Origin of the sequence: Flagellimonas yonaguniensis (genome assembly GCF_029193885.1) — a bacterium.
Lineage (GTDB): Bacteria > Bacteroidota > Bacteroidia > Flavobacteriales > Flavobacteriaceae > Flagellimonas > Flagellimonas yonaguniensis.
Genome location: NZ_JARFVB010000002.1, coordinates 388,991 through 410,548, shown reverse-complemented (window position 1 = coordinate 410,548; position 21,558 = coordinate 388,991). Strand labels below are relative to the sequence as shown.

Here is a 21,558-nt window from a genome sequence, read left to right as displayed (position 1 = left end):
GAAATCGCCCTTTTTATTGCTCTATTTCCTTGTCCAACAAAGCTAAGATGGCATCCAAGCTCTGCATTAATGGCATGTATTTCACGGTTTCTGTTTGCTGGCTGGTCAAGATGAACGTGAGGATGTTATTTTCAAATTCGATGGAATTCAGCAAGGGAATATTGCTTAGGTGCTCATTTTTCTCTTTGAGACCTAAATCCCCCGATACACCTGTAAGATCATAGATCGTACGTATACTGTTTTCATTGGAACGGAACATATTTATGATTTTGTCCCGTTCATTGGTCAGTAGATTTTCCTGTTTGGAAGTGTCGTCAATAGTGGCGATCCAGTTGGTAAGCAAAATTCTGAGTTGGGGGTTTTTGATGTCCTTTAAACTCCCTGAATTGATCATTTCGTTGAGCAAGGAATTATTGGGGATAAAGGCAATGTCGAATGCAAAGGCATTGAAAAACAAATTGGAAAGTTCCTGTTCGCTGGGCAGTGAGTCGGTATCCATGTAGGACACTATTTTTTTGGCTTCCTCATAACTACGCTTGTTATAGGCAATCAGTTCGTTGAGTTTGACCCTGCTTGTTTGGAACTCATCCTTTAGTCCCATCAAATAGATTTGCTCTTTTTCCCGTTTCACGTGGTTTTCATTGGCATTGTTGATGGCAAGTGCGATAAGAATGCCAATAACCACCAAAACTATTTCCCCGATGGCATACAAAATGTAATTGCTGACTTTTTTCTCAGCAATCAATTCCTTTCTGATTTTTCTAAAAAACTTGAGCATGGTCGGTAATTCGGATATGGTTCAACCTCAAAAATACTAGTTATAGCCAGTGGCCACAGCAAATATAATAGTGAATGCTCCAATCAATAGCATGAGCAAGGTAGGTTTTAGGGCAAATTTGAACCATTTGTTATAGGGGATATTGCCAATGGCCAAAATCGCCATTAATGCACCGTTGGTGGGCACGATCATATCGGCCATTACAGCACCATATTGATAAGCCAAAACACACGTTTGTCTGGATAAACCAATCAAATCCGAAAGCGGCACCAAAATAGGGAGTGTCAGTATGGCCTGCCCGGAATAGCTGGGTACCGGAAAATGCAACAAGGTATGGGAAACCATCATCATTACACCGGAAAGGGCTGGAGGGAAATTTTGTAAAGGACCAAAAAGTCCATAAACAATTGTGTCCATGATCAGGCCATCTTTTAAGATGATGGAGATGCTATTGGCCAAACCAATGATCACGCAGGCAAAAATCATTTCTTTCATTCCGGCCACGTAGGTTTCCCCAGTTTTGTTCCAACCCATCTTCGAAATAAGTCCGGCCACAATGCCAAGTGCAAAAAAGCATCCTGACATTTCCATAAAGCCCCATTCAAACTGGACAATACCATAAATCACAATGGTAAATGTTATGGCCAACAAGGCCAAAATGAGTTTACTTCTCGAGTTCATGGTTGCACTTTGCGTGGGCATGTGTATTTTTTCAATGCGATTTTTTTTGCTGTAAAAAAGCAGGTAACCAACCCAGACCACAAAGGCAATTAAAAGCGTTGCAATCCGAAGAGTGCTGCCCGACAAAAGTGGCAAAGCGGCTTCTTTTTGTGCAATTATCACTGCAAAGGGGTTGGATGGACTGAAGGAACTTCCCACCACAGTAGATCCATAACTTGCAAAGAGCATGGTAAAAGTGTTGTAGCCCAAACTTTTTCCAAATAAAATCAATACAGGGGTCATGGCAACCACTTCTTCTTGCAATCCGATGGAGGCGCCACCCGCTGTGAAAATTGCAGCCACAATAATTAGTGCCAAACTTTCTTTTCCCTTAAGGGAAGCCACCAATTTTACCAGGCCTTGATTAAAGGTGTCGGTTTTTTCAATGAGGTAAAAGCACCCGCCGATCAAGAGTATAAGAACAATGAGTTCTGCCCTTCCAGCAATTCCCTTGGGGATGGAAATCAAAAGGTCGAAAATTGAGGGGCTTTCAGTGTTTATTTGTTGGTACGAATCGTTTACCACACGGGTTACGCCGGTTTCTGCACCAACAACCCTTTCATAGGAACCTTGTGGGACAATGTAAGTGAGAATCCAAGCCAAAAGGATAACCCCGAGCAAAATGACAAAGGCATTTGGGAATTTTTTCATTGAAGTTGGTTTATGTATGATTGGTTTAGTTGTGTTCTCTCCAAAAAAACATGACCGACTTTATCATCAGGAAAGTATAACTCCCTTAAAATAAGACTTTTCAGTGAAAAATAGGGGCGTTGTGACTTTGAATGACCGATTATTTAATGTCAATGCCTACATAATACCCTTCACTTCCCCTGATGTTGAATACCGTGTTGTCCTCAAAAATGAGATATTGTCCCTTAATGCCCTTGAGTACTCCATTATAGCTCGGTGTCTTGTCCAAGTTGAGGCTTTTTACTTTTTCTGGATATTTCAATACCGGAAATTGTAAATGGGTCTCTTCCCTGTCATCCAAATAATAATCGATGGCCTCATCTGGAATATTGGCCTTTAATTTGTTGCGCCATTCCACCAAATCCACATCCTCTAGGTCGTTTTTGAGCATTTTCTGCCAACTGGTCTTGTCGCTTACAAATTCTTTCAGCGCCACCTCAGTGATACCTGCCAAATATCGATTGGGTACCTCTACAATCTCTATGGCTTCGTGTGCCCCTTGATCTATCCAACGTGTGGGCACTTGTGATTTTCTTGTGACTCCTACTTTTATATTGCTCGAATTGGCCAAATACACAATGTGCGGCTGTAGTTGCATTTTTTTCTCAAACTCAAGGTCGCGGTCCTCTTTGTCCAAATGGGCGGTGCTCAGTTCCGGTTTCATGATCCAATCACCTGCTCGTGGTGTTTCAAAAAAGCAGGATTTACAAAACCCTTGTCTATAGATAGGCTTGTCCTCCCCGCAGTTCAAACATTGATATTTGATGAAATCTATCTGAAGTTCCTTGTTCAGCCCTTGATTCATATTGATGAAATCGTTATCAAAAACCAAAAAGTATTGGATGGGGTTTCCAATTTCCGTTCGCATCTTTTTCAGGACTCCTTCGTACAGCATATTAAAATGAATGTGTTTATCTTATTTGAAAATGAGTGTCAGAAAAGTTATTTTAGCAGTTACGCCAAGCTAACTTTCTTTGGTTAAATATACCTAAAATGCCAATACCATTATTCAACTCCATTGCTTCTTGGTTATTAAGAAAGCGCTATCATCAAATAGAGCTTTTTTTGAAGTACCCATTGGATGTGCAGGATGAGGTATTGCGCCAACTTATGGATTTTTCCAAAGATACCATGATAGGAAAACAATATGGTTTTCAGGACTTGCCCAAGTACGAAGAATTCAGGAGCAGGGTCCCCATTGTGACCTACGAGGAAATAGCTCCACTCATTGAGCGAACGCGAAGGGGTGAACAGAATTTGTTCTGGCCTACGACCATAAAATGGTTTGCCAAGAGCAGTGGGACCACCAATGCCAAGAGCAAGTTTATACCCGTTAGTACGGAAGCCTTGGAGGATTGCCATTATAAATCCAGCAAAGACTTGTTGTGCCTCTACCTGAACAACAACGAAAATTCACAATTGTTCACAGGAAAAAGTTTGAGGTTGGGAGGTAGCAAGGAACTCTACGAGGACAATGGGACATTTTTCGGAGACCTTTCCGCCATATTGATAGATAATATGCCGCTGTGGGCGGAATATAGCAGTACACCCAGTAACAAAGTCTCCCTGATGACCGAATGGGAATCCAAATTAGAGGCCATTATTGAGGAAAGTATACGTGAGAATGTGACTAGTTTGGCTGGAGTTCCATCTTGGATGTTGGTATTGCTTAATCAGGTTTTGGAGAAAACAGGTAAGAACCATCTGTTTGAGATTTGGGAAAACTTGGAGGTTTATTTCCATGGAGGGGTAAGTTTTACTCCGTACAAGAATCAGTATAAGAAACTATTGCCCCGAAAAAAGTTCAATTTTTACGAGACCTATAATGCTTCAGAAGGATTCTTCGGGATTCAGGATCAAAACAATTCCGATGAGTTGTTGTTGATGTTGGACTACGGCATTTTTTATGAGTTCATCCCAATTGATGCGAATGGGGAAGGAGACCAGGCGATTCCACTTTGGGAGGTTCAATTGGGGGTCAACTACGCCATGATCATTACCACCAATGCAGGCTTGTGGCGTTATAAAATCGGGGATACCATCCGATTTACATCCAAAAGCCCATATCGAATCAAAATCACGGGACGCACCAAACACCATATCAATGTGTTTGGCGAAGAGCTGATCATTGAAAATGCGGAAGAAGCGTTGAAACAAGTCTGTCTGAAAACCGAGGCGGAAATCATGGATTATACTGCTGCTCCCATTTTTATGACAGGCAAGGAGAAAGGCGCACACGAATGGATCATTGAGTTTAGAAAGTTGCCAGAAGACATCGCCTATTTTACCGAAATGTTGGACAATGCGCTCAAGGCACTTAATTCGGATTACGAGGCCAAACGCTACAACAACATTACCTTAAAGATGCCCAAAGTTCATGTGGCACGCGAGAATTTGTTCCACCATTGGCTCAAGTCCAAAAATAAATTGGGCGGACAGCATAAGATACCTCGACTGTCCAATGATAGGGATTGTTTAGAGGAACTTCTCAGCATGAACACTCTTTAACAAGGAAGATTATCGTAAAAAAAGGTCTTTTGTCCTAACTTTACGAAAACGTTTTCGTAAATTATATCCATTTATCGTGAAAACGTTTCTTTTGAACAAATAAAAAAGGTTTTACTTCGTTAATTATGGAACTTTCCCCTATCAAATCTTTTTGTAAAAACACAAAACCATTAAAATCATGGCAGAAAAACTTGTTGTAATTTCAGATAAGTGGGGCGCAAAAAAGGGGCTTTGGATAGCTTCTTATTTTGGCTACCTGCAGCAATACTACGATATTGTTTTCCACGATTGTCAACAGTTGGGCAATGTTGATGTATCCATCTTCTCTGAAGAAAATATTGATAATGCCTTTAAGGAAGGGGGACTGGACAGTGCGGTCTCCAACCTTGTCAATAAAGAGACTGAACCCGCCCACTATTTGGCATTTGGCATAGGAGGTACGGTAGCGTTTAAAGCCTTATTAAAAGGTTTGCCAGCTAAATCCGTTACGTCCATTTCCGCTATTGGAATCGAAAATGAAAATGAAACGGTGCCTTCAGATGTGGAATTGATCTATGGGGAGTGCGATAAATCCAAACCTGGATTGAAATGGGCCAAAACTGTTGGGGCCGATTTAAGAATTGTTCCAAATTTTGGGCATACCCTGTATTCGGATGAGAATATAATCTCCAAAGTAAGTCTGGAGTTATTGGAAAAAGTAACTAAAAAAGCAGTCTAATTAAGAGACTGCTTTTAGTTTTTTCACTGTTTCGTAAGAGAGTTTTTTCTCAGCGTAACCTTTGGTTACCTTAAATTCCGTTTCTTCACTACTCGGTAAAGTAAACATGGCATCCGTGAACACGGCTTCGCACAACGAGCGTAATCCACGTGCACCAAGTTTGTATTCCACTGCTTTTTCAACGATATAGTCCAATGCCTGATCGGTAATGGAGAACTTGATGTCATCCATGGCAAACAGTTTTTCGTACTGTTTGATGATGGCGTTCTTCGGTTCAGTAAGAATGGCACGGAGTGTCTTGGCATCCAAAGGGTTCATGTGCGTAAGCACAGGTAGCCTTCCTATAATTTCGGGGATAAGACCAAATTCCTTCAAATCCTTAGGGATGATGTATTGAAGGATATTCTCCTGATCTAGATTCTCTTCGGCTTTGGAGGCACTGTACCCCACAGCTTGCATGTTCAAACGTTTGGTAATGATGCGTTCGATACCATCAAAAGCGCCACCTGCCACAAACAGAATGTTTTCGGTGTTGACCTCGATGAATTTTTGATCGGGATGTTTTCGGCCACCTTTAGGTGGCACGTTCACAGTGGTTCCTTCCAAGAGCTTCAAAAGTCCTTGCTGAACTCCTTCTCCGGAAACATCACGGGTAATTGATGGGTTGTCGCTTTTACGGGCGATTTTGTCTATTTCATCAATAAAAACAATACCACGCTCCGCTTTTTCCAAATTGTAGTCGGCAGCTTGTAGCAGACGTGTAAGGATACTTTCCACATCTTCGCCCACATAACCTGCTTCAGTTAAAACGGTGGCATCCACTATGGCCAATGGCACGTTCAACATTTTGGCAATGGTCTTTGCGATAAGGGTTTTACCCGTACCCGTTTGCCCAACCATTACGATGTTACTTTTTTGGATTTCGATATCGTCATCCTTGCCTTTGGGCTGCAACAATCTCTTGTAGTGGTTGTACACCGCTACGGACATTACTTTTTTAGTTCTTTCCTGACCAATCACAAAAGTATCCAAGAAATCGTGGATCTCCATGGGTTTTTTTAAGACCAATTCGGAGGACAGATCTTGGTTTTTGGATTGTTTGGACTCCTCGGCTACTATGCTATGAGCCTGTTCTATACATCTATCGCAAATGTGCGCATCCAAACCGGCGATCAATAAATTGGTTTCCGGCTTTTTTCTACCACAAAAAGAACATTCCAAATTTTCCTTTGCCATATAATTCTAATCTTCAACCAACAATAACGCAAAAAAAATGGATTTGTTCTGCATTAAGTGGTTGTTTTTTAATCTATTGCAGTTGTTTTTACTTTTCTCTTTCCAATATTTCATCAATCATTCCATAGGCTTTGGCCTCAGGGGCTTTCATCCAGAAATCACGATCACTGTCTTCGTAGACCTTGTCGTACGATTGTCCGGAATGTTTTGAAATGATCTCATAAAGCTCACCTTTGATCTTAAGGACTTCTTGTGCTGCTATTTCAATATCGCTGGCCTGGCCTTGTGCTCCGGAAAGGGGTTGGTGGATCATTACCCTGGAATGGGGCAGTCCACTACGTTTGCCTTCTTGTCCCGCACAAAGCAACACGGCCGCCATTGAAGCTGCTATACCTGTACAAATAGTGGCGACGTCGGGTTTTATAAATTGCATGGTGTCGTAAATGCCCAAACCTGCATACACACTTCCGCCCGGCGAATTGATGTAGATTTGGATATCCTTGGTGGCATCGGCGCTTTCCAAGAAAAGTAATTGTGCCTGCACAATATTGGCCACTTGATCGTTGATGCCCGTTCCCATAAAAATGATTCTGTCCATCATCAATCTGGAGAAAACATCCATGGCAACGGCATTCAATTGCCTTTCCTCAATGATGTTCGGGGTCATGTTCATGGGGTACATGGTACTCATGAGTTTATCATAGTACATGCTGTTGATACCATGATGTTGGGTAGCGTATTTTTTGAATTCTTTTCCGTAATCCATAGGATTTGACTCGATTTATCTTAAAAAAAAGGTGCCGAAAAATTAGCTTTTCGGCACCGTAAAGATACTTAATTTTCTTTTAGCGAAACCTTAGCTGTATGCTTCCTTGATGAAGTCGTCATAGGAGACTTCCTTTACCTTAAGGTTGGCCTTTTCTTTGTAGAGGTCCAAAAGTTTTTGGCTCATCAATTGTTCGGACAATCTTTTTACCTCGTCCTGATTGCTCATTACCCTAGCGGCAACATTCTCCAATTCTTCTTCTTTGGGGTCTATGTGGCCGTATTGTGCCATTTGTGATTTGATGAATCCTTTGGCGAACTCCTTCAATTCATCAAACTGAACCTGAAGTTCGTTTTCTTGGATGATCTTGCCCTCGATCAATTGGTAACGAAGTCCTTTTTCGGATTTTTCAAACTCTTCTTTGGCTTCATCCTCTGTCAATGGGTTTTCTCCACTGATCTGGATCCACTTTTTCAAAAACTCGGAAGGAAGCTCGAATTTGGTCTCATCGATCAATTTTTCAGTAATGTCGTTCAACAATTTTTGATCGGACTGCTGCTCGAACTGTTTTTCTGAATCTTCCTTGATCTTGTCCTTCAATTCTTTTTCTGAAGAAACGTTCCCTTCTCCGAACAATTTATCGAAGAGTTCTTGCTCCAAAACTGCGGGTTCTCTTTCGTTGATTTCTTCAATAGTGAAGATAACATCGATTTTTAAGCCATCAGCTTTGTCCTTTGCTATCCCCAAGGCGCTAGGTAACAGGTAATCTTCTTTGAAAAGTCCTTTTGTGTTCAAGGTAACAGTGTCGCCAACTTTTTTTCCTACAAGTGCATCAACAGCTTTTTTGCTCTTGATTTTGTCCACTTCAATGGTGGTCTTGTGGTCGATTTCTTCCTCTTCATTGGCAAAGAAGCCGGTAATCTCATCTTTGTTGCCCACTTCGGTCTTGGAAATCAATTTCCCGTATTGCTTTTGAATACGCTCCACTTGCTCCTCGATCATTTTTTTATCGGCCACGATTTTGTATTGGGTAACGGCTTTTTTGGTCTTCAGGTTAACGTCAAAGCTTGGTGCCAATCCCAACTCGAATTCGAAATCCAAATTGTCCTTATCCCAGTCAAAATCGTCCTGTTGTTTGGGAAGAGGATTTCCCAAAACATCCAATTTTTCTTCGGTAAGGTATTTGTTCAGATTGTCTTGGAGCAATTTGTTCACTTCATCCACCAAAACGGCCTTGCCATACTGCTTTTTGATAAGTCCCATGGGAACCTGTCCTTTTCTGAAACCAGGAATATTGGCCTGCTTTCTGTAATCCTTTAGGATTTTCTCTACTTTGTCCTGATAGTCTTCTTTGCTTATGGCAACCTTTACTACTGCATTAAGATCGTCAATCTGCTCTTTGGTTATATTCATTTCCTACCTAATTTGCTTTCTAAAAATGGGATGCAAAAGTAACTCTTTTTTGATTTGCTGCCAAGTTTTTAAACCCTTGACTTTCAAACCATATGATTTCTACTGATCTTCCTTTAAAATGGAATGCAAAATGGCTTGTAAAAAAGAGAGCAACAGGCTGAAAATAATGGCCCACCAAAAACTGGTCACATGGAAACCATCAATCAAATTCGCTGCCAAAAGAATAATGATGGCATTGATGACCAAAAGGAAGAGTCCTAGGGTAAGGATGGTAATGGGCAAGGTAAAGATGACCAAGATTGGTTTTACCAAAAAGTTGAGCAAGCTGAGGACTACGGCTACGATTATAGCGGTAAACATGGAATCGACACCGACTCCGGGCAATACGTAGCTCAGTATTACAACTGCAAGTGCATTCAACAATAATCTTAGAATGAGTTTCATAGGTTGACTAATTGATTTTATAAATAAAAAGGCACCGAATTTCGGTGCCTTTAAGATAAAGAAAAATTATGTTTGTTTAGTCAATATATAGTCCAGTGTAATCCAAAGGATTGACTCCGGGCAAATTCGAATTATATTTTGCGTTGATAGTCTCAATGAAGGCGTTGGCTACTATGGCATATCCTCTTGGTGCTGGGTGAACTCCATCCAAAGAGAATCCTCCACCTGTGGCAAATGTGGCATCCACGATACTGCCATCGGCTTGTTGGAACCCATTGGCGTTTAGCTCGGCCAATAATGCATTTGCATCCACAAACGCCAAATCGTAAGCTGCGGCCAAACCAGCAATGGTTTGGTTGTATGATTCAAGTGCTGTTTCCACAAGGTCTTGCTCGTCTGGTGTCAATACCCATTGGTCTGCTAAAGGGACGGCAACTCCATTGATTGATGTAGGATTGTTAGGGTCGGCAAGTGTTCCTATGAAAGAACTTGCTGTGAGTACCAAGAGGTCTTTTTCGGTGGCTTGTCTCATATTGGTCAGTGCAGGGTTGAACCCTGTCAAATCTGTCAGGTCTTCATCCATGATAACCACCGCATTTCCTTCCCCTGGGGCAAAAGAGATGGTTCTAGCTGCCAACTCATCCTCTGTTATGATATTCAATTGTTGTAATTGGGCCAAACCAGCGTTGTATGCACCATAAGCGTCTGCGCTGTTCAAAAAGGCAGCTGTAGCTTCATCCAAAGGAATGGGGTTGTGTGGTACCGTTGTAAAATAGGGTATGTCGGTCACATTGGGCAAATTGGCAATGGCTCCATCTGCACCGTTTGCTGTCATGGCTTGAAGCATGGCGTCCAAAGATCCTGCAAAAACATTTGGGTCGGTAATATCGTTTCTGGAGTAGGTGCTTGGGTCTAGGTTGCCTGCTTGGTCAACTCCTGTTCCACCGCCAGTAGCGTATACCAAAATATCGTTTGCGCCAGCCCATAAGGTAAAAAATGTGGGGCCCTGAGCGGCGGCATCTCCGATTACCGTTGCGGATTCTGAAGATGAAAACCGGGCAAAGTATGGATTGGCGGTTCCCATGGCCACACCGGCCAAGCTACCGTATCCAGGTGCTAACAATTCGTAACTTTTGGCTCCAGGTACACCCATGTTGTTGTATGTTCCTGTTAGTTTGTTTGAAACTTCCGTGGTGCCTTGGCCTATAACTTCAACTGGACTTGGACTTTCGCCCAAAAAGGACAATATCAATCTATTGCCTGCTATTGGGGTTCCTCCAAGTGTCATTCCTCCAAGATTGTCCGCCATAAATGGAATCTCGAAACTTCCACCTCCCGCAAGAGCAAAGTTTGCGGCCAGCATGTTTGGAAAGGACGCTTCTTGCCCGTCTTCAAATAAGGCATTGTCGGAAAAACCAGCTGTCAATGAGTTTCCAATGGCTACGTAATTGGAAAAATCAGCTGTTCCTGAAGTGTATTCCACTGGGTCTGGGTCCGGTGTTTCGGTTATTGGGGTGTCATCTTCGCATGCAATCAAGAGTAAGCCTAGAAATGGGAGTAGGGCATAAAACTTTTTCATATCAAAAAATCTGTTATAGTTAGTTTATGTTAATTCTTATGGTAAGAATCTGAATTAACCAAATCTATATCAAATTTGTCATACAGACAATTAAATGGGTAAAAAAATTATGCATGCATAATAAAAAGGGGTGAATTTTAAGAATTCAGAAAGTTGAAACTCTTCTCGAAAAACTGTTTTGGATTTTCTGCATGTAGCCAATGTCCAGCCTTATCAATGGTTTCAATTTGGACATTGGGGAAGTGTCTTTTGATTTCGGCAAAGTCGTTGGGTTGGATGTATTCCGAACGGTCGCCACGCAAAAACAGGGTAGGGCCATTATAAATGGCATTTGGGAATATATTTTCGCCAATTTCTTCCATGCGGTTTTTGAGCACGTCAAAGTTGAAACGGAACCCCAGCTTTTCTTTTTCCACCCAATAGAGGTTTTTGAGCAAAAACTGTCGAATTCCTCTGTCCTTAATATATTTGGACAATTCATCGTCAGCTTCACGCCTGTCTGAAATTTGGTCAAAATCCAAGTGGGAAAGACCATTGAAGATGAAATCGTGATGTGGGGGATAATATTTTGGGGCGATATCTGCTACGATCAATTTAGTTACCCTATCCGGATGGGAAGTAGCCAATTGCATGGACGTTTTGCCTCCCATGGAGTGTCCCATCACAAAGGCGGAATCTAGATTATGATGGTTCATGTAGTTGATGACATCATCGCTCAATATGTCATAATTGAACTCTTCGGAATGAAAACTTTTTCCGTGGTTGCGCTGATCTATCAAATGAACTTGAAATCCATTTTCGGAATATTGGGTGCCAAGGGTTTTCCAATTGTCGGACATGCCCAAAAATCCATGCAGTATGATGAAAGGTTGCCCTTCGCCCAATATTTTTGAATGCAGTATCTCCATTATTTCAATCGGTGTAAGTACATGTTCACCACATTTTCGAGACCTAGATATATGGACTCGCAGATTAAAGCATGTCCTATGGAGACTTCCAAAAGGTGTGGAATGTGTTCTTTGAAAAATTTGATGTTTTCCAAACTAAGGTCGTGCCCTGCATTGAGACCAAGACCAACTTCGTGTGCCATTTTGGCTGCCTCAACAAACGGAGCAATACCACCTTCCTTGTTACCTTTGGCAAATTCATCGGCAAAACTTTCAGTATAGAGTTCCACGCGGTCGGTTCCCGTTTCTGCTGCCCCTTTTACCATTTCCATGTCGGGGTCCACAAAAATTGAAGTTCGGATGCCGTTTTCCTTAAAGGTTTTGATGACGTCAACCAAAAAGTCCCTGTGCTTTATGGTGTCCCAGCCAGCGTTGGAGGTAATGGCATCTTCGGCATCGGGCACCAAGGTAACCTGCGTGGGCTTTACTTCGAGCACCAAATCGATAAATTTTGGAACAGGATTGCCCTCAATATTGAATTCTGTGGTAACCACTTTTTTGAGGTCCCGCGCATCTTGGTAACGAATATGTCTTTCGTCCGGTCTTGGGTGTATTGTGATGCCCTGTGCACCGAAGGATTCGATGTCCTTGGTGGAAGTGATCAGGTTGGGCACATTGCCACCCCTCGAATTTCGTAAAGTTGCCAGTTTATTTATGTTGACACTTAACTTTGTCATGTGGTTCTTTTTTAGAATGTCAAAAATAAGAATTCGGCATGCCTTTTGCCATTTTAAATTAGTATTTTGCACCTAATAGAGTTGTTATGCAGATTCAAGACAAAATAATCAGCACAGTTCCCGTTTTTGAAGTGTCGGAAACTTTGAAAGATGTGATCAAATTTTTTGAAGAGACCACATTTTCCCATGTTGGAGTGACCGAGAACGGTACATATTTGGGATTGCTTTCCGAAAACGACCTGGCCTGTTTCGAACCCGAAAAAAAAGTTGACGATTTCAGGTTTGAAATGGAGGACTTTTTTGTGACCAAGGAAACCGCTTGGTTGGATGTGCTGGAAATGTTCTCTAGAAACGAGGCCAATGTGTTGCCTGTTTTGGATGAAGACCGTTTGATTATTGGTTATTACGATCTTGAGGATGTGGTGGACGTATTTATCGATACACCTTTCTTTAGGGAGCCAGGAGCCATTCTGGTGGTTTCCATTGGAATCAAGGATTATTCCTTTAGTGAGATTGCCCAAATTGTGGAAGGAAACAATGCCCGCTTGTTGGGTGCCTTCATTACCGATTCACAGAACGATATCGTGGAGATTACCTTGAAAGTTGGAACACAGAGCTTGAACGAGGTGGCACAGACGTTTAGGAGATACAACTACACCATTGTGTTTGGGAACAGCGACGACCAGTTCTTGGAAGATTTGAAGCAACGTTCCGACTATCTGGAAAAATATCTTAATGTTTAGTATGAAGGTAGCCATTTACGGTCAGTCCTTTCAGAAGGAGGACCAGCTCTGCGTGGAGGAGCTTTTGGACGAATTGAAGAAGTTGGATGCTAGTGTTTATGTGGAGGAGAACTTCAATGAACTTGTTGCTACAATTACCGAAGAACAAGTAAAGGGAACATTTACCCAATCCAAAGGATTGGATTCCTCTTTTGATATGTTCGTGAGTTTTGGCGGCGATGGTACCATGTTGCGAGCCGTTACATATATAAAGGACTACGATATTCCCATTGTTGGTGTCAATACGGGTCGTTTGGGATTTTTGTCCACTTTTAAAAAGGAGAACGTCCGAAAACTGGTTACTGAATTTGAAGCTGGTCATTATACCATTGAAGAAAGGACATTGGTAGAGGTGGAACTGGATTCCGAACTGGATGAATTCCGTGGAATCAATTTTGCCCTGAACGAAATTACGGTGAGTCGCAAGGATACCACTTCCATGATTACCGTGGAAACTTGGCTGGACGATGAATATTTGACCTCCTACTGGTCCGATGGACTAATTGTTTCCACCCCAACAGGCTCAACAGGCTATTCCTTGAGTTGTGGCGGTCCGGTCATTGCTCCTTCGGCAGAATCATTAGTGCTCACACCCATTGCGCCGCACAATCTAAATGCCCGCCCTTTGGTGATTTCCGATAAAACTCAAATTAGACTGAAGGTTTCAGGTAGGGAGCGGACCCATTTGGTGTCCCTGGATTCTCGGATTGCCGATATTCCGAACGGTAAGGAGATTCGCATCAAAAAAGCGGACTTTACCATCAAAATGATCGAGTACAAATCCGAAAGCTTCTTGAAAACCTTGCGCAACAAATTACTTTGGGGAGAGGATAGACGTAATTGATACCATCAAAAACAATAAAAGGAACGAAAAACTGTTTAACAAGGGAGAGCAACTCTAAATATAAATCTATAGACCTTCCTTTACTCTTAATTCTTGAAACTTTTTGGATAGTATGCGGATAGTTTTGGCAGTTTTTCTATGCTGTGTGATCAAGGTAAATGCACAGACCTACGAGATAGGAGTGTTTGCCGGTGGTGCCAATATGATAGGTGATGTGGGAAGGACCAATTACATTTTACCTTCTGGCCCTGCCTTTGGAGGAATATTTAAATGGAACAAAGGGAAACGCTATGCTTGGAGGGCCAGTGTCCTTTATGGTGACGTTACCGCGGACGATACCAAATCCCACATGCAGTCCAGGCAACAAAGGGGGTATGTGGTCGATAATTCCATCTTGGAGTTCTCCGCTGGACTGGAAATCAACTTTGTCGAGTACAATCTTCATAAGCTCGGACCCGCCTTCACGCCTTACTTGTACACGGGTGTAACCTACTTTAGATACGATTTTAATTATATTGATGCCCTTCAGATGCAGGATATTAACCAAAAAGAAGGTAGTTTTGCAATTCCAATGACGGTTGGGGCTAAGTATCGTTTAAATCAATTCTTGATTCTAGGGGCCGAAATTGGGGCCAGATATACTTTTACGGACAATTTGGACGCAAGTAACCCAGAAGGTTCCAATTTTGAGCAATTCCGATTCGGGAATATATTGAGCGACGACTGGTACGTTTTTTCAGGTATAACATTGACCTATACCTTTGGACGTAAGCCCTGCCAGGATTGTTTTCAATAAAATGCACACACTAGAGGACGTAGACAAAGAAAAACTACCACAACACGTGGCCATCATCATGGATGGTAATGGAAGATGGGCCAAACAGCGTGGCAAAATACGTATGTTCGGGCACGAGAACGGAGTGGAATCCGTGAACCAAACTGTGGAGAGCTGTGCCAAACTCCAGATTCCTTTTTTGACACTTTATGCCTTTTCCACAGAAAATTGGAACCGCCCAAAGACTGAGATAGATACCTTGATGAGGCTTTTGGTCAACGCGTTGAAAAGGGAATTGAAAACCCTGAACAAGCATAATATTAGGTTAAAGGCCATCGGTAAGATCGAAACATTGCCCAAAAAAGTCTATAAAGAGCTTACCGAAGTGATGTCAAAAACCGAGAACAATTCAGGGATGACCCTTACGCTGGCATTGAGCTACGGCTCACGGGAGGAGATAAAAACAGCGGTTCAGGAGATTGCGGTCAAAGTTAAAAATAACATAATTTCCCCCGAAAATATTGATGAAACAGTTATAAATACACATCTTTACGCGCACTTTTTGCCTGATGTAGACCTGCTTATCCGTACCAGTGGCGAATGCAGGATAAGTAATTTTCTACTTTGGCAGATTGCATACGCCGAATTATATTTTATTGATGTATTTTGGCCCGACTTTAGAGAAAACCATTTGGTAGAGGCCATATTAAGTTACCAAAATAGAGAACGACGATTTGGAAAAACGAGCGAACAACTTAACTAAGGGTATCACAAATTCCATACTTACCGCCCTTATTATCCCACTATTTTTATTTTCAACCCACGGTATTGCCCAGGAAACCGATTTTGAAGAAGGCAAGCAATACATTTTGGGAGGGTTGACCGTAACAGGTCTACAGAGCTACAATGAACAAACCGTGAAGAGCTACACTGGTTTGCGTGTAGGTCAGCCGATCAAGGTGCCCGGCGATGAAATAAGTGCTGTGATCAAAAAGTTATGGAATCTCGACTTGTTCAGTAATGTGGAAATGTATTACACCAAAATCGAGGACGACAAGATATTTTTGGAACTGAACATCACTGAGCGCCCAACCTTGAACAATGTTACGGTTTACGGTGTTAAGAAAAGAAAGGTTGAGGATATCATAGATGACACCGACCTGAAAAAAGGAAAGAAAATAACGGAGAGTTTAATAGCCAATACCAAGAACTACCTTCAGAACAAGTATAAAAAACAAGGGTTCTTGAATGCCAAGGTGAACATCGCCACTGCTGCGGATACCACTGGTGCCAATGTACAGAACATGGTCATCAATGTGAACAAGGGGGATAAGGTCAAAATCAAGAATATCAACTTTGTCGGCAACGAAAAGCTGTCCAACAAAAGACTGAGAAAATCCCTTAAAAACACAAAGAAGAAAAAAATCTATCGTTTCTGGAAAAAGTCAAAATACATTGAAGCCGACTACGAAGAAGATTTGGATAACCTGATTGATGCCTATGCGGAAAGAGGGTACAGGGATGCTAGGATATTATCGGATACTTTTGTGAAACTGGACGATAAGAACATTGACTTGACCATTAAGGTGGAAGAAGGGGATAGATACTATTTTGGTAACATTGATTTTGTTGGTAACACTGTATACACCGATAGGATGTTGAGCCAATATTTGGGCATCAAAAAAGGGGATACCTATAACGGCGTGCTGCTCAAAGAACGTATAGCAGATGCTTCCGATCCTGATGCGCAGGACTTGACCAATCTTTATCAGAATAACGGGTATCTGTTCTCAACCATCAATCCTGTTGAGGTTTCCGCAGTAAACGATACCATCGATTTTGAGATAAGGATCATTGAGGGAAAAGAGACCTTTTTGGATCATGTGACCGTTTCGGGTAACGACAAGACCAATGATCATGTGATCTACAGAGAAATACGAACCAGGCCTGGCCAAAAATACAGCAAGTCCAATATCGTAAGGACGATTAGGGAATTGGGTCAACTTGGCTTCTTCGATGCAGAACAAATAGTACCGGACATTCAAAATCCAAACGCGAATGAAGGAACGGTTGACGTAAATTATAGCTTGGTCGAATCCGGCTCCAGCCAAATTGAGCTCCAAGGAGGTTTTGGAGGAGGAGGTTTCATAGGTACATTGGGACTTTCCTTCAGTAACTTTTCCCTTAGGAACATCTTTAACAAAGAAGCTTATACACCCGTACCCATGGGGGATGGTCAAACATTTGCATTGCGTTTGCAGGCCAGTAGAACCTTTAGGGTATATAGCTTGAATTTCTCCGAACCTTGGTTAGGAGGTAAAAAACCGGTAAGGTTCAACCTGTCCTTATCAAGAACACAACAATTTGGTACCAGTTACGATAGTAACGGAAGATTGGATGTGGATAAGTCCAGGGGTTTTGCCATTACAGGAGTTTCTGCTGGTTTGGCAAAAAGGGTGCAATGGCCGGATGATTTCTTCACTATTTCACATTCCTTGAGCTATCAGTTGTATGATTTTGACAACTACAACAGTGGACTGTTCAATTTCGGTAATGGTAGTTCCAACTCCTTGAGTTATACATTTGGTATCTCTAGAAGTTCCCAAGGACCGAGCAGAATTTTCCCAACTTCCGGTTCCAACTTTGAGTTGACTGCAAAGTTTACCCCGCCATACTCGCTTTTCAGCAGTAAAGATTACGGACAGTTGAAAGACGATATTGATGAAACTACCCAAAGGCTTTACGACATAGGAGAGCCTGGTTCGACAGAGGAGCAGCTGGAATTTAATCAGTTGAGTGATGATCTGGAACGGATGGAAGAAGAGCGCTTTAAGTTACTGGAATATTATAAGGTAAAGTTCAAAGGAGACTGGTACCAGGCCATAGTGGGCAAGCTTACTTTGCGCACCAATGCCGAGTTTGGATTCTTGGGAGCTTATAACCATGATATTGGTAATGTGCCTTTTGAGCGCTTCTACGTTGGGGGCGACGGTTTAGGTAACTTTACCTTGGACGGTAGGGATGTGGTACAGTTACGTGGATATGAAAACCAATCGTTGACTCCATACAGTACCAACCCAATTACAAATAATCTGGAACAAGATGGAGGAACCATTTACAATAAATTCTCATTGGAAATGCGTTATCCACTTACTTTAAAGCCAACAGCTTCCATATATGCACTGACATTTTTGGAAGCAGGTAACGCCTTCAACAATTTTAATGACTATAATCCGTTTGAGTTAAAAAGATCTGCCGGAGTGGGGCTACGTATTTTTATGCCGGCATTCGGACTCTTGGGAATTGATTTTGGTTATGGCTTCGATACAGATGCCCGTCCAGGATCGGTGGGACCAAGTGGATGGCAAACGCACTTCATCATCGGGCAGCAGTTTTAATTTATGGAAAATCGTGTATTGCTAATTTGTAAATAATTCATTTTAAATAAATTAGTAATTTTGGCACGATATTTTCTATGTAAAATGCGGAATCAAAGATGAATACCAAAGTTCTTTTATCAGTAGTTGTTTTGATGTCGTCCCTTTATGGGTTTTCCCAACGAGGAGTGCGCATAGGATATGTGGATATGGAATATATCCTCGAAAATGTGGAGGAGTACAGGGATGCTACTGAACAGTTGAATGCCAAGGCCCAAAAATGGAAGCAGGAAATCGAGCTGAAGCAAAGCGTCATCGAACAAATGAAAAAAGATCTGATGGCAGAAAAGGTTTTGTTGACGGACGAGCTTATTTTGGAACGTGAAGAGGAAATCCAGTTGCTTGAAAAGGAAATGTTGGACTACCAGCAAGACCGTTTTGGACCACAAGGGGATTTGGTACTCCAAAAACAAGTTTTGATACAGCCCATACAGGATCAAGTGTTCAATGAAGTACAAAAAATCGGGGCCAATAAAAGATACGATTTTATTTTTGATAAATCCGCAGATGTTGTAATGTTGTATTCCGAAAAAAGACACGATATCAGTGACTTGGTCTTAAGGGAGATAGGACGCACCAGAAAAATCAGTGCATCCAACAAAAAACAACAGGAACAAAGCCGTCTAGAGCAGTTCAAAGAGGAAGAAGACCAGATCAGTGATGCGCTTAAGGAAAGACAGGAACAAGCAGCTGAAGCCCAAGAGGAACGGGAAAAGGCAGCAGAGGAACGAAGAGAGGATAAGTTGAAAGAACGCGAAGAGCGTAAGAAAGCATACGAAGAACGAAGAAAAAAATTATTGGAAGAGCGCGAAGCCAAGAGAAAAGCCAAATTGGAAGAACGAAAAAAAGCGCAAGAACAACAAAAGGATTCAATAGGATAGATTATATTGAAACACTAAATTTAAAGTCAAAAAGTAACGTTGAGAATCATGAAAAATGTAAAAAGGATTGCTGTAGCCCTAGTATTGTTTGTTGCGGCTACGGGTTTTGTAAATGCACAGAGCAAGGTTGCACATATCAATGTACAGCAACTATTGTCTGAAATGCCGGAGATGAAGGCTGCACAAGCTGAATTGAAGAAATTACAGGAAACTTATCAAGCGGATATTCAAGGCTCCATGACAGAGCTTCAAAACAAGTATACACAATACCAAAATGAAGCCACTTCCAAAACAAGGGAAGAAAACGAGCAAAGAGCCGTAGAGCTTCAAGGATTTGAGAAAAACATTGAAGAAGCACAACAAAAGGCTATGCAGGATATGCAAAAGAAACAGCAAGAGTTGTTCGCTCCTATCTCGGAAAAAGCCAAAGCAGCTATTGAAAAAGTGGCAGCGGCCGAAGGGTATGAGTATGTAATCGATGCCAGCCCAGGATTAAGCTTGATCGTGGCCAAAGGAAAAGATCTTTTGCCAGCTGTAAAGCAAGAGCTTGGTTTCTAAACCATGATTTTACAATATTCAAAAAACCGCTTTTATTAAAAGCGGTTTTTTTATGCCATAAAAATTCAAGGCACTATTTTTAATCATGCAAAAACCAATAGGCATTTTTGATTCAGGAGTAGGGGGTACATCCATTTGGAAAGAAGTGGCAAAGATGCTTCCTCGCGAAAACACCATTTATCTGGCCGATAGTGCCAACGCCCCTTATGGCGAAAAGTCAAAAGAGGAAATACAACGGCTCAGCATCAAGAACACAGAGTTTCTGCTCGGTCGTGGCTGTAAAATCATTCTAGTGGCATGTAATACCGCCACAACAAACGCTATTGACTACCTTCGTTCCCATTACGATGTGCCATTTATAGGAATCGAGCCCGCCATAAAACCTGCCGCATTGCATACCAAAACCAAAAAAATTGGGGTTTTGGCCACCAAGGGTACCCTCTCCAGTAGCTTGTTCCACAATACGTCCAAACTGTATGCTGAAGGAATCACCATATTGGAACAGGAAGGAAAAAGATTGGTGGAGCTTATAGAAGCAGGTAAAATCCAATCTGATGAGATGAAAGAGCTATTGATCGGTTTCTTACAGCCCATGCTTGATCAAAATATGGATTGTCTGGTACTCGGATGTACCCATTACCCGTACCTGATACCCGTTTTGAAAGACATATTGCCAGAACATATTAACATCATAGATTCGGGCGAGGCCGTGGCGAGACAAACCAAAGCTATTTTGGAGCAAAACAGCCTGCTTTCAGATAGGAATGTACAACCCGAACATATCTTTTATACCAATGCCAATATAGCGGTTATTGAAGATTTAATCGATCGGCCCTCCGCGAAAGTCTTTTATCTGGATTTCTAATAGAATGAAACTGTCATTCCCGTGAAAACGGGAATCCAAAACCTATTTTCTTCGGTAAGTCAGATATGTAAAGTCATATTGATGTCTATCATCCTTTGGATGATGTTCCTCGTTTACCAATTTCCATTGGTCATCATCGATTTCCGGAAAAAAAGCGTCCGCTTCAAAAGTGCCGTGAACCCTTGTCAATTCAATATCCGTGGCACGGTCCATGGACTGTTTGTAGATTTCCCCGCCTCCGATGATGAAAGCCGTTTCGTTGTCTTTCACCAGACCAATGGCATCCGCCAATGAATGTACAATGGTGCAAGGAAACTTTGGGGTATAATCCTCGTCCCGTGTGATGGCAATATGGGTTCGGTTGGGCAATGGTTTCGGAAAGCTCTCCAATGTCTTTCTGCCCATGATGATCTTGTGTCCCGAGGTCAAGTTTTTAAAGCGTTTGAAATCATCAGGCAAATGCCACACCAAGTCGTTGTCCTTGCCAAGGGCATTGTTTTCGGCCGCGGCCGCAATAATGATCAATTTTCTCATTGATCTTTTTTTTTATTGATTTTGGAAAGAGGAAAGTCCGTTTCTATTTCCTTTTGGATTTCGCCAATCCGTTCTTTTTGAAGCCTTACCAATCGCTCACGTTGCTGACGCTCCCAATTTTGCCCCATGAATTTGTGGGTCACAAACACATTGAACAGATGCAGGACCAATAAAAAGACCCAGGCCAATACGATCCAAAAGGACCAATCGTACCCTTCCCCGTACTTGAGGACCTTGTTGGCAAGAATCAAAAAAATACTGCCGATCAAAAAAATGACAAAGTGGGAGAACAGCCCTTTCTTTTGTTTGATGCGCTTATGGGCATTCTCCAAAAGTTCGTGCTGCTCCAAATCTATTTCCGACTTCTTCTTTTTACCAAATGACAACATGGAATGGCTATCTTTAT

22 protein-coding genes are annotated in these 21,558 nt (G+C 41.9%); 10 read left to right on the top strand and 12 right to left on the bottom strand.

The genetic code is table 11. The features are described 5' to 3' along the window. Positions 1–13 precede the first annotated feature (13 nt). The 3 genes from PY092_RS06250 to PY092_RS06240 form a co-directional block, all read right to left on the bottom strand. Complete coding sequence (locus PY092_RS06250; protein ID WP_275614985.1) at positions 14–778, bottom strand: DUF6090 family protein; 765 nt, start codon at positions 776–778, stop codon at positions 14–16. Positions 779–814: 36 nt separating this feature from the next. Beyond that, a complete protein-coding gene (locus PY092_RS06245; RefSeq protein WP_275614984.1) occupies positions 815–2,149 on the bottom strand; it encodes a YfcC family protein in 1,335 nt (444 codons plus the stop codon). 139 nt (positions 2,150–2,288) lie between these two features. Then, a complete protein-coding gene (locus PY092_RS06240) occupies positions 2,289–3,083 on the bottom strand; it encodes a DUF2797 domain-containing protein (protein WP_275614983.1) in 795 nt (264 codons plus the stop codon). Positions 3,084–3,181: 98 nt separating this feature from the next. Between PY092_RS06240 and PY092_RS06235 the strand changes: the two genes are divergently transcribed. Together PY092_RS06235 and PY092_RS06230 are read left to right on the top strand one after the other, a co-directional pair. Further along, a complete protein-coding gene (locus PY092_RS06235) occupies positions 3,182–4,696 on the top strand; it encodes a GH3 auxin-responsive promoter family protein (RefSeq protein ID WP_275614982.1) in 1,515 nt (504 codons plus the stop codon). 178 nt (positions 4,697–4,874) lie between these two features. Next, on the top strand, positions 4,875–5,414 hold the full coding sequence (locus PY092_RS06230) for a hypothetical protein (protein ID WP_275614981.1): 540 nt from the start codon (positions 4,875–4,877) through the stop codon (positions 5,412–5,414). On the opposite strand, the gene clpX is transcribed toward PY092_RS06230, so the two are convergent. From clpX to PY092_RS06195, 7 genes are all read right to left on the bottom strand, one after another. Then, positions 5,415–6,650: an ATP-dependent Clp protease ATP-binding subunit ClpX gene (clpX, locus tag PY092_RS06225; protein ID WP_275614980.1), complete on the bottom strand. Its 1,236-nt coding sequence runs from the start codon at positions 6,648–6,650 to the stop codon at positions 5,415–5,417. 88 nt (positions 6,651–6,738) lie between these two features. Continuing rightward, the gene (gene clpP / locus PY092_RS06220; protein WP_275614979.1) at positions 6,739–7,416 is read right to left on the bottom strand and encodes an ATP-dependent Clp endopeptidase proteolytic subunit ClpP; all 678 of its coding nucleotides are present in this window, start codon (positions 7,414–7,416) and stop codon (positions 6,739–6,741) included. A gap of 90 nt (positions 7,417–7,506) precedes the next feature. After that, the gene (tig, locus tag PY092_RS06215) at positions 7,507–8,829 is read right to left on the bottom strand and encodes a trigger factor (protein ID WP_275614978.1); all 1,323 of its coding nucleotides are present in this window, start codon (positions 8,827–8,829) and stop codon (positions 7,507–7,509) included. Between the two features lie 99 nt (positions 8,830–8,928). Next, entirely contained in the window at positions 8,929–9,273 is a 345-nt protein-coding gene (locus tag PY092_RS06210; protein WP_275614977.1) for a phage holin family protein, read from the bottom strand. A 76-nt stretch (positions 9,274–9,349) separates the two neighbouring features. Then, positions 9,350–10,852: an SGNH/GDSL hydrolase family protein gene (locus tag PY092_RS06205; protein ID WP_275614976.1), complete on the bottom strand. Its 1,503-nt coding sequence runs from the start codon at positions 10,850–10,852 to the stop codon at positions 9,350–9,352. A gap of 137 nt (positions 10,853–10,989) precedes the next feature. Then, on the bottom strand, positions 10,990–11,760 hold the full coding sequence (locus PY092_RS06200) for an alpha/beta fold hydrolase (RefSeq protein ID WP_275614975.1): 771 nt from the start codon (positions 11,758–11,760) through the stop codon (positions 10,990–10,992). Next, complete coding sequence (locus PY092_RS06195) at positions 11,760–12,476, bottom strand: pyridoxine 5'-phosphate synthase (RefSeq protein ID WP_275614974.1); 717 nt, start codon at positions 12,474–12,476, stop codon at positions 11,760–11,762. The genes PY092_RS06200 and PY092_RS06195 overlap by 1 nt, the downstream gene beginning before the upstream one ends. Before the next feature lie 86 nt (positions 12,477–12,562). Here PY092_RS06195 and PY092_RS06190 point away from each other — a divergent pair, with 86 nt between their 5' ends. From PY092_RS06190 to murI, 8 genes are all read left to right on the top strand, one after another. Further along, the gene (locus PY092_RS06190; protein WP_275614973.1) at positions 12,563–13,219 is read left to right on the top strand and encodes a CBS domain-containing protein; all 657 of its coding nucleotides are present in this window, start codon (positions 12,563–12,565) and stop codon (positions 13,217–13,219) included. Position 13,220: 1 nt separating this feature from the next. Beyond that, positions 13,221–14,102 carry an NAD kinase gene (locus tag PY092_RS06185; RefSeq protein WP_275614972.1) on the top strand — a complete coding sequence of 294 codons (882 nt, stop codon included), beginning with the start codon at positions 13,221–13,223 and terminating at the stop codon, positions 14,100–14,102. A gap of 112 nt (positions 14,103–14,214) precedes the next feature. After that, the gene (gene porG / locus PY092_RS06180) at positions 14,215–14,898 is read left to right on the top strand and encodes a type IX secretion system protein PorG (protein WP_275614971.1); all 684 of its coding nucleotides are present in this window, start codon (positions 14,215–14,217) and stop codon (positions 14,896–14,898) included. Position 14,899: 1 nt separating this feature from the next. Further along, entirely contained in the window at positions 14,900–15,640 is a 741-nt protein-coding gene (locus PY092_RS06175) for an isoprenyl transferase (protein WP_275614970.1), read from the top strand. Beyond that, complete coding sequence (gene bamA / locus PY092_RS06170; RefSeq protein WP_275614969.1) at positions 15,612–18,275, top strand: outer membrane protein assembly factor BamA; 2,664 nt, start codon at positions 15,612–15,614, stop codon at positions 18,273–18,275. Before PY092_RS06175 ends, bamA begins: the two co-directional genes overlap by 29 nt. Before the next feature lie 98 nt (positions 18,276–18,373). After that, a complete protein-coding gene (locus tag PY092_RS06165; protein ID WP_275614968.1) occupies positions 18,374–19,195 on the top strand; it encodes an OmpH/Skp family outer membrane protein in 822 nt (273 codons plus the stop codon). Positions 19,196–19,243: 48 nt separating this feature from the next. Beyond that, positions 19,244–19,753, top strand: a complete 510-nt coding sequence (locus tag PY092_RS06160) for an OmpH/Skp family outer membrane protein (RefSeq protein ID WP_275614967.1) — start codon at positions 19,244–19,246, stop codon at positions 19,751–19,753. An 85-nt stretch (positions 19,754–19,838) separates the two neighbouring features. Further along, positions 19,839–20,618 (top strand): glutamate racemase, encoded by a 780-nt coding sequence (gene murI / locus PY092_RS06155; RefSeq protein WP_275614966.1) that lies wholly within the window; start codon positions 19,839–19,841, stop codon positions 20,616–20,618. A 42-nt stretch (positions 20,619–20,660) separates the two neighbouring features. Here murI and PY092_RS06150 read toward each other — a convergent pair whose 3' ends face one another. Together PY092_RS06150 and PY092_RS06145 are read right to left on the bottom strand one after the other, a co-directional pair. Next, positions 20,661–21,152 (bottom strand): dihydrofolate reductase, encoded by a 492-nt coding sequence (locus tag PY092_RS06150; protein ID WP_275614965.1) that lies wholly within the window; start codon positions 21,150–21,152, stop codon positions 20,661–20,663. After that, positions 21,149–21,541, bottom strand: coding sequence for a 2TM domain-containing protein (locus PY092_RS06145; protein WP_275614964.1), 393 nt, complete (start codon positions 21,539–21,541; stop codon positions 21,149–21,151). Before PY092_RS06145 ends, PY092_RS06150 begins: the two co-directional genes overlap by 4 nt. Positions 21,542–21,558 lie beyond the last annotated feature (17 nt).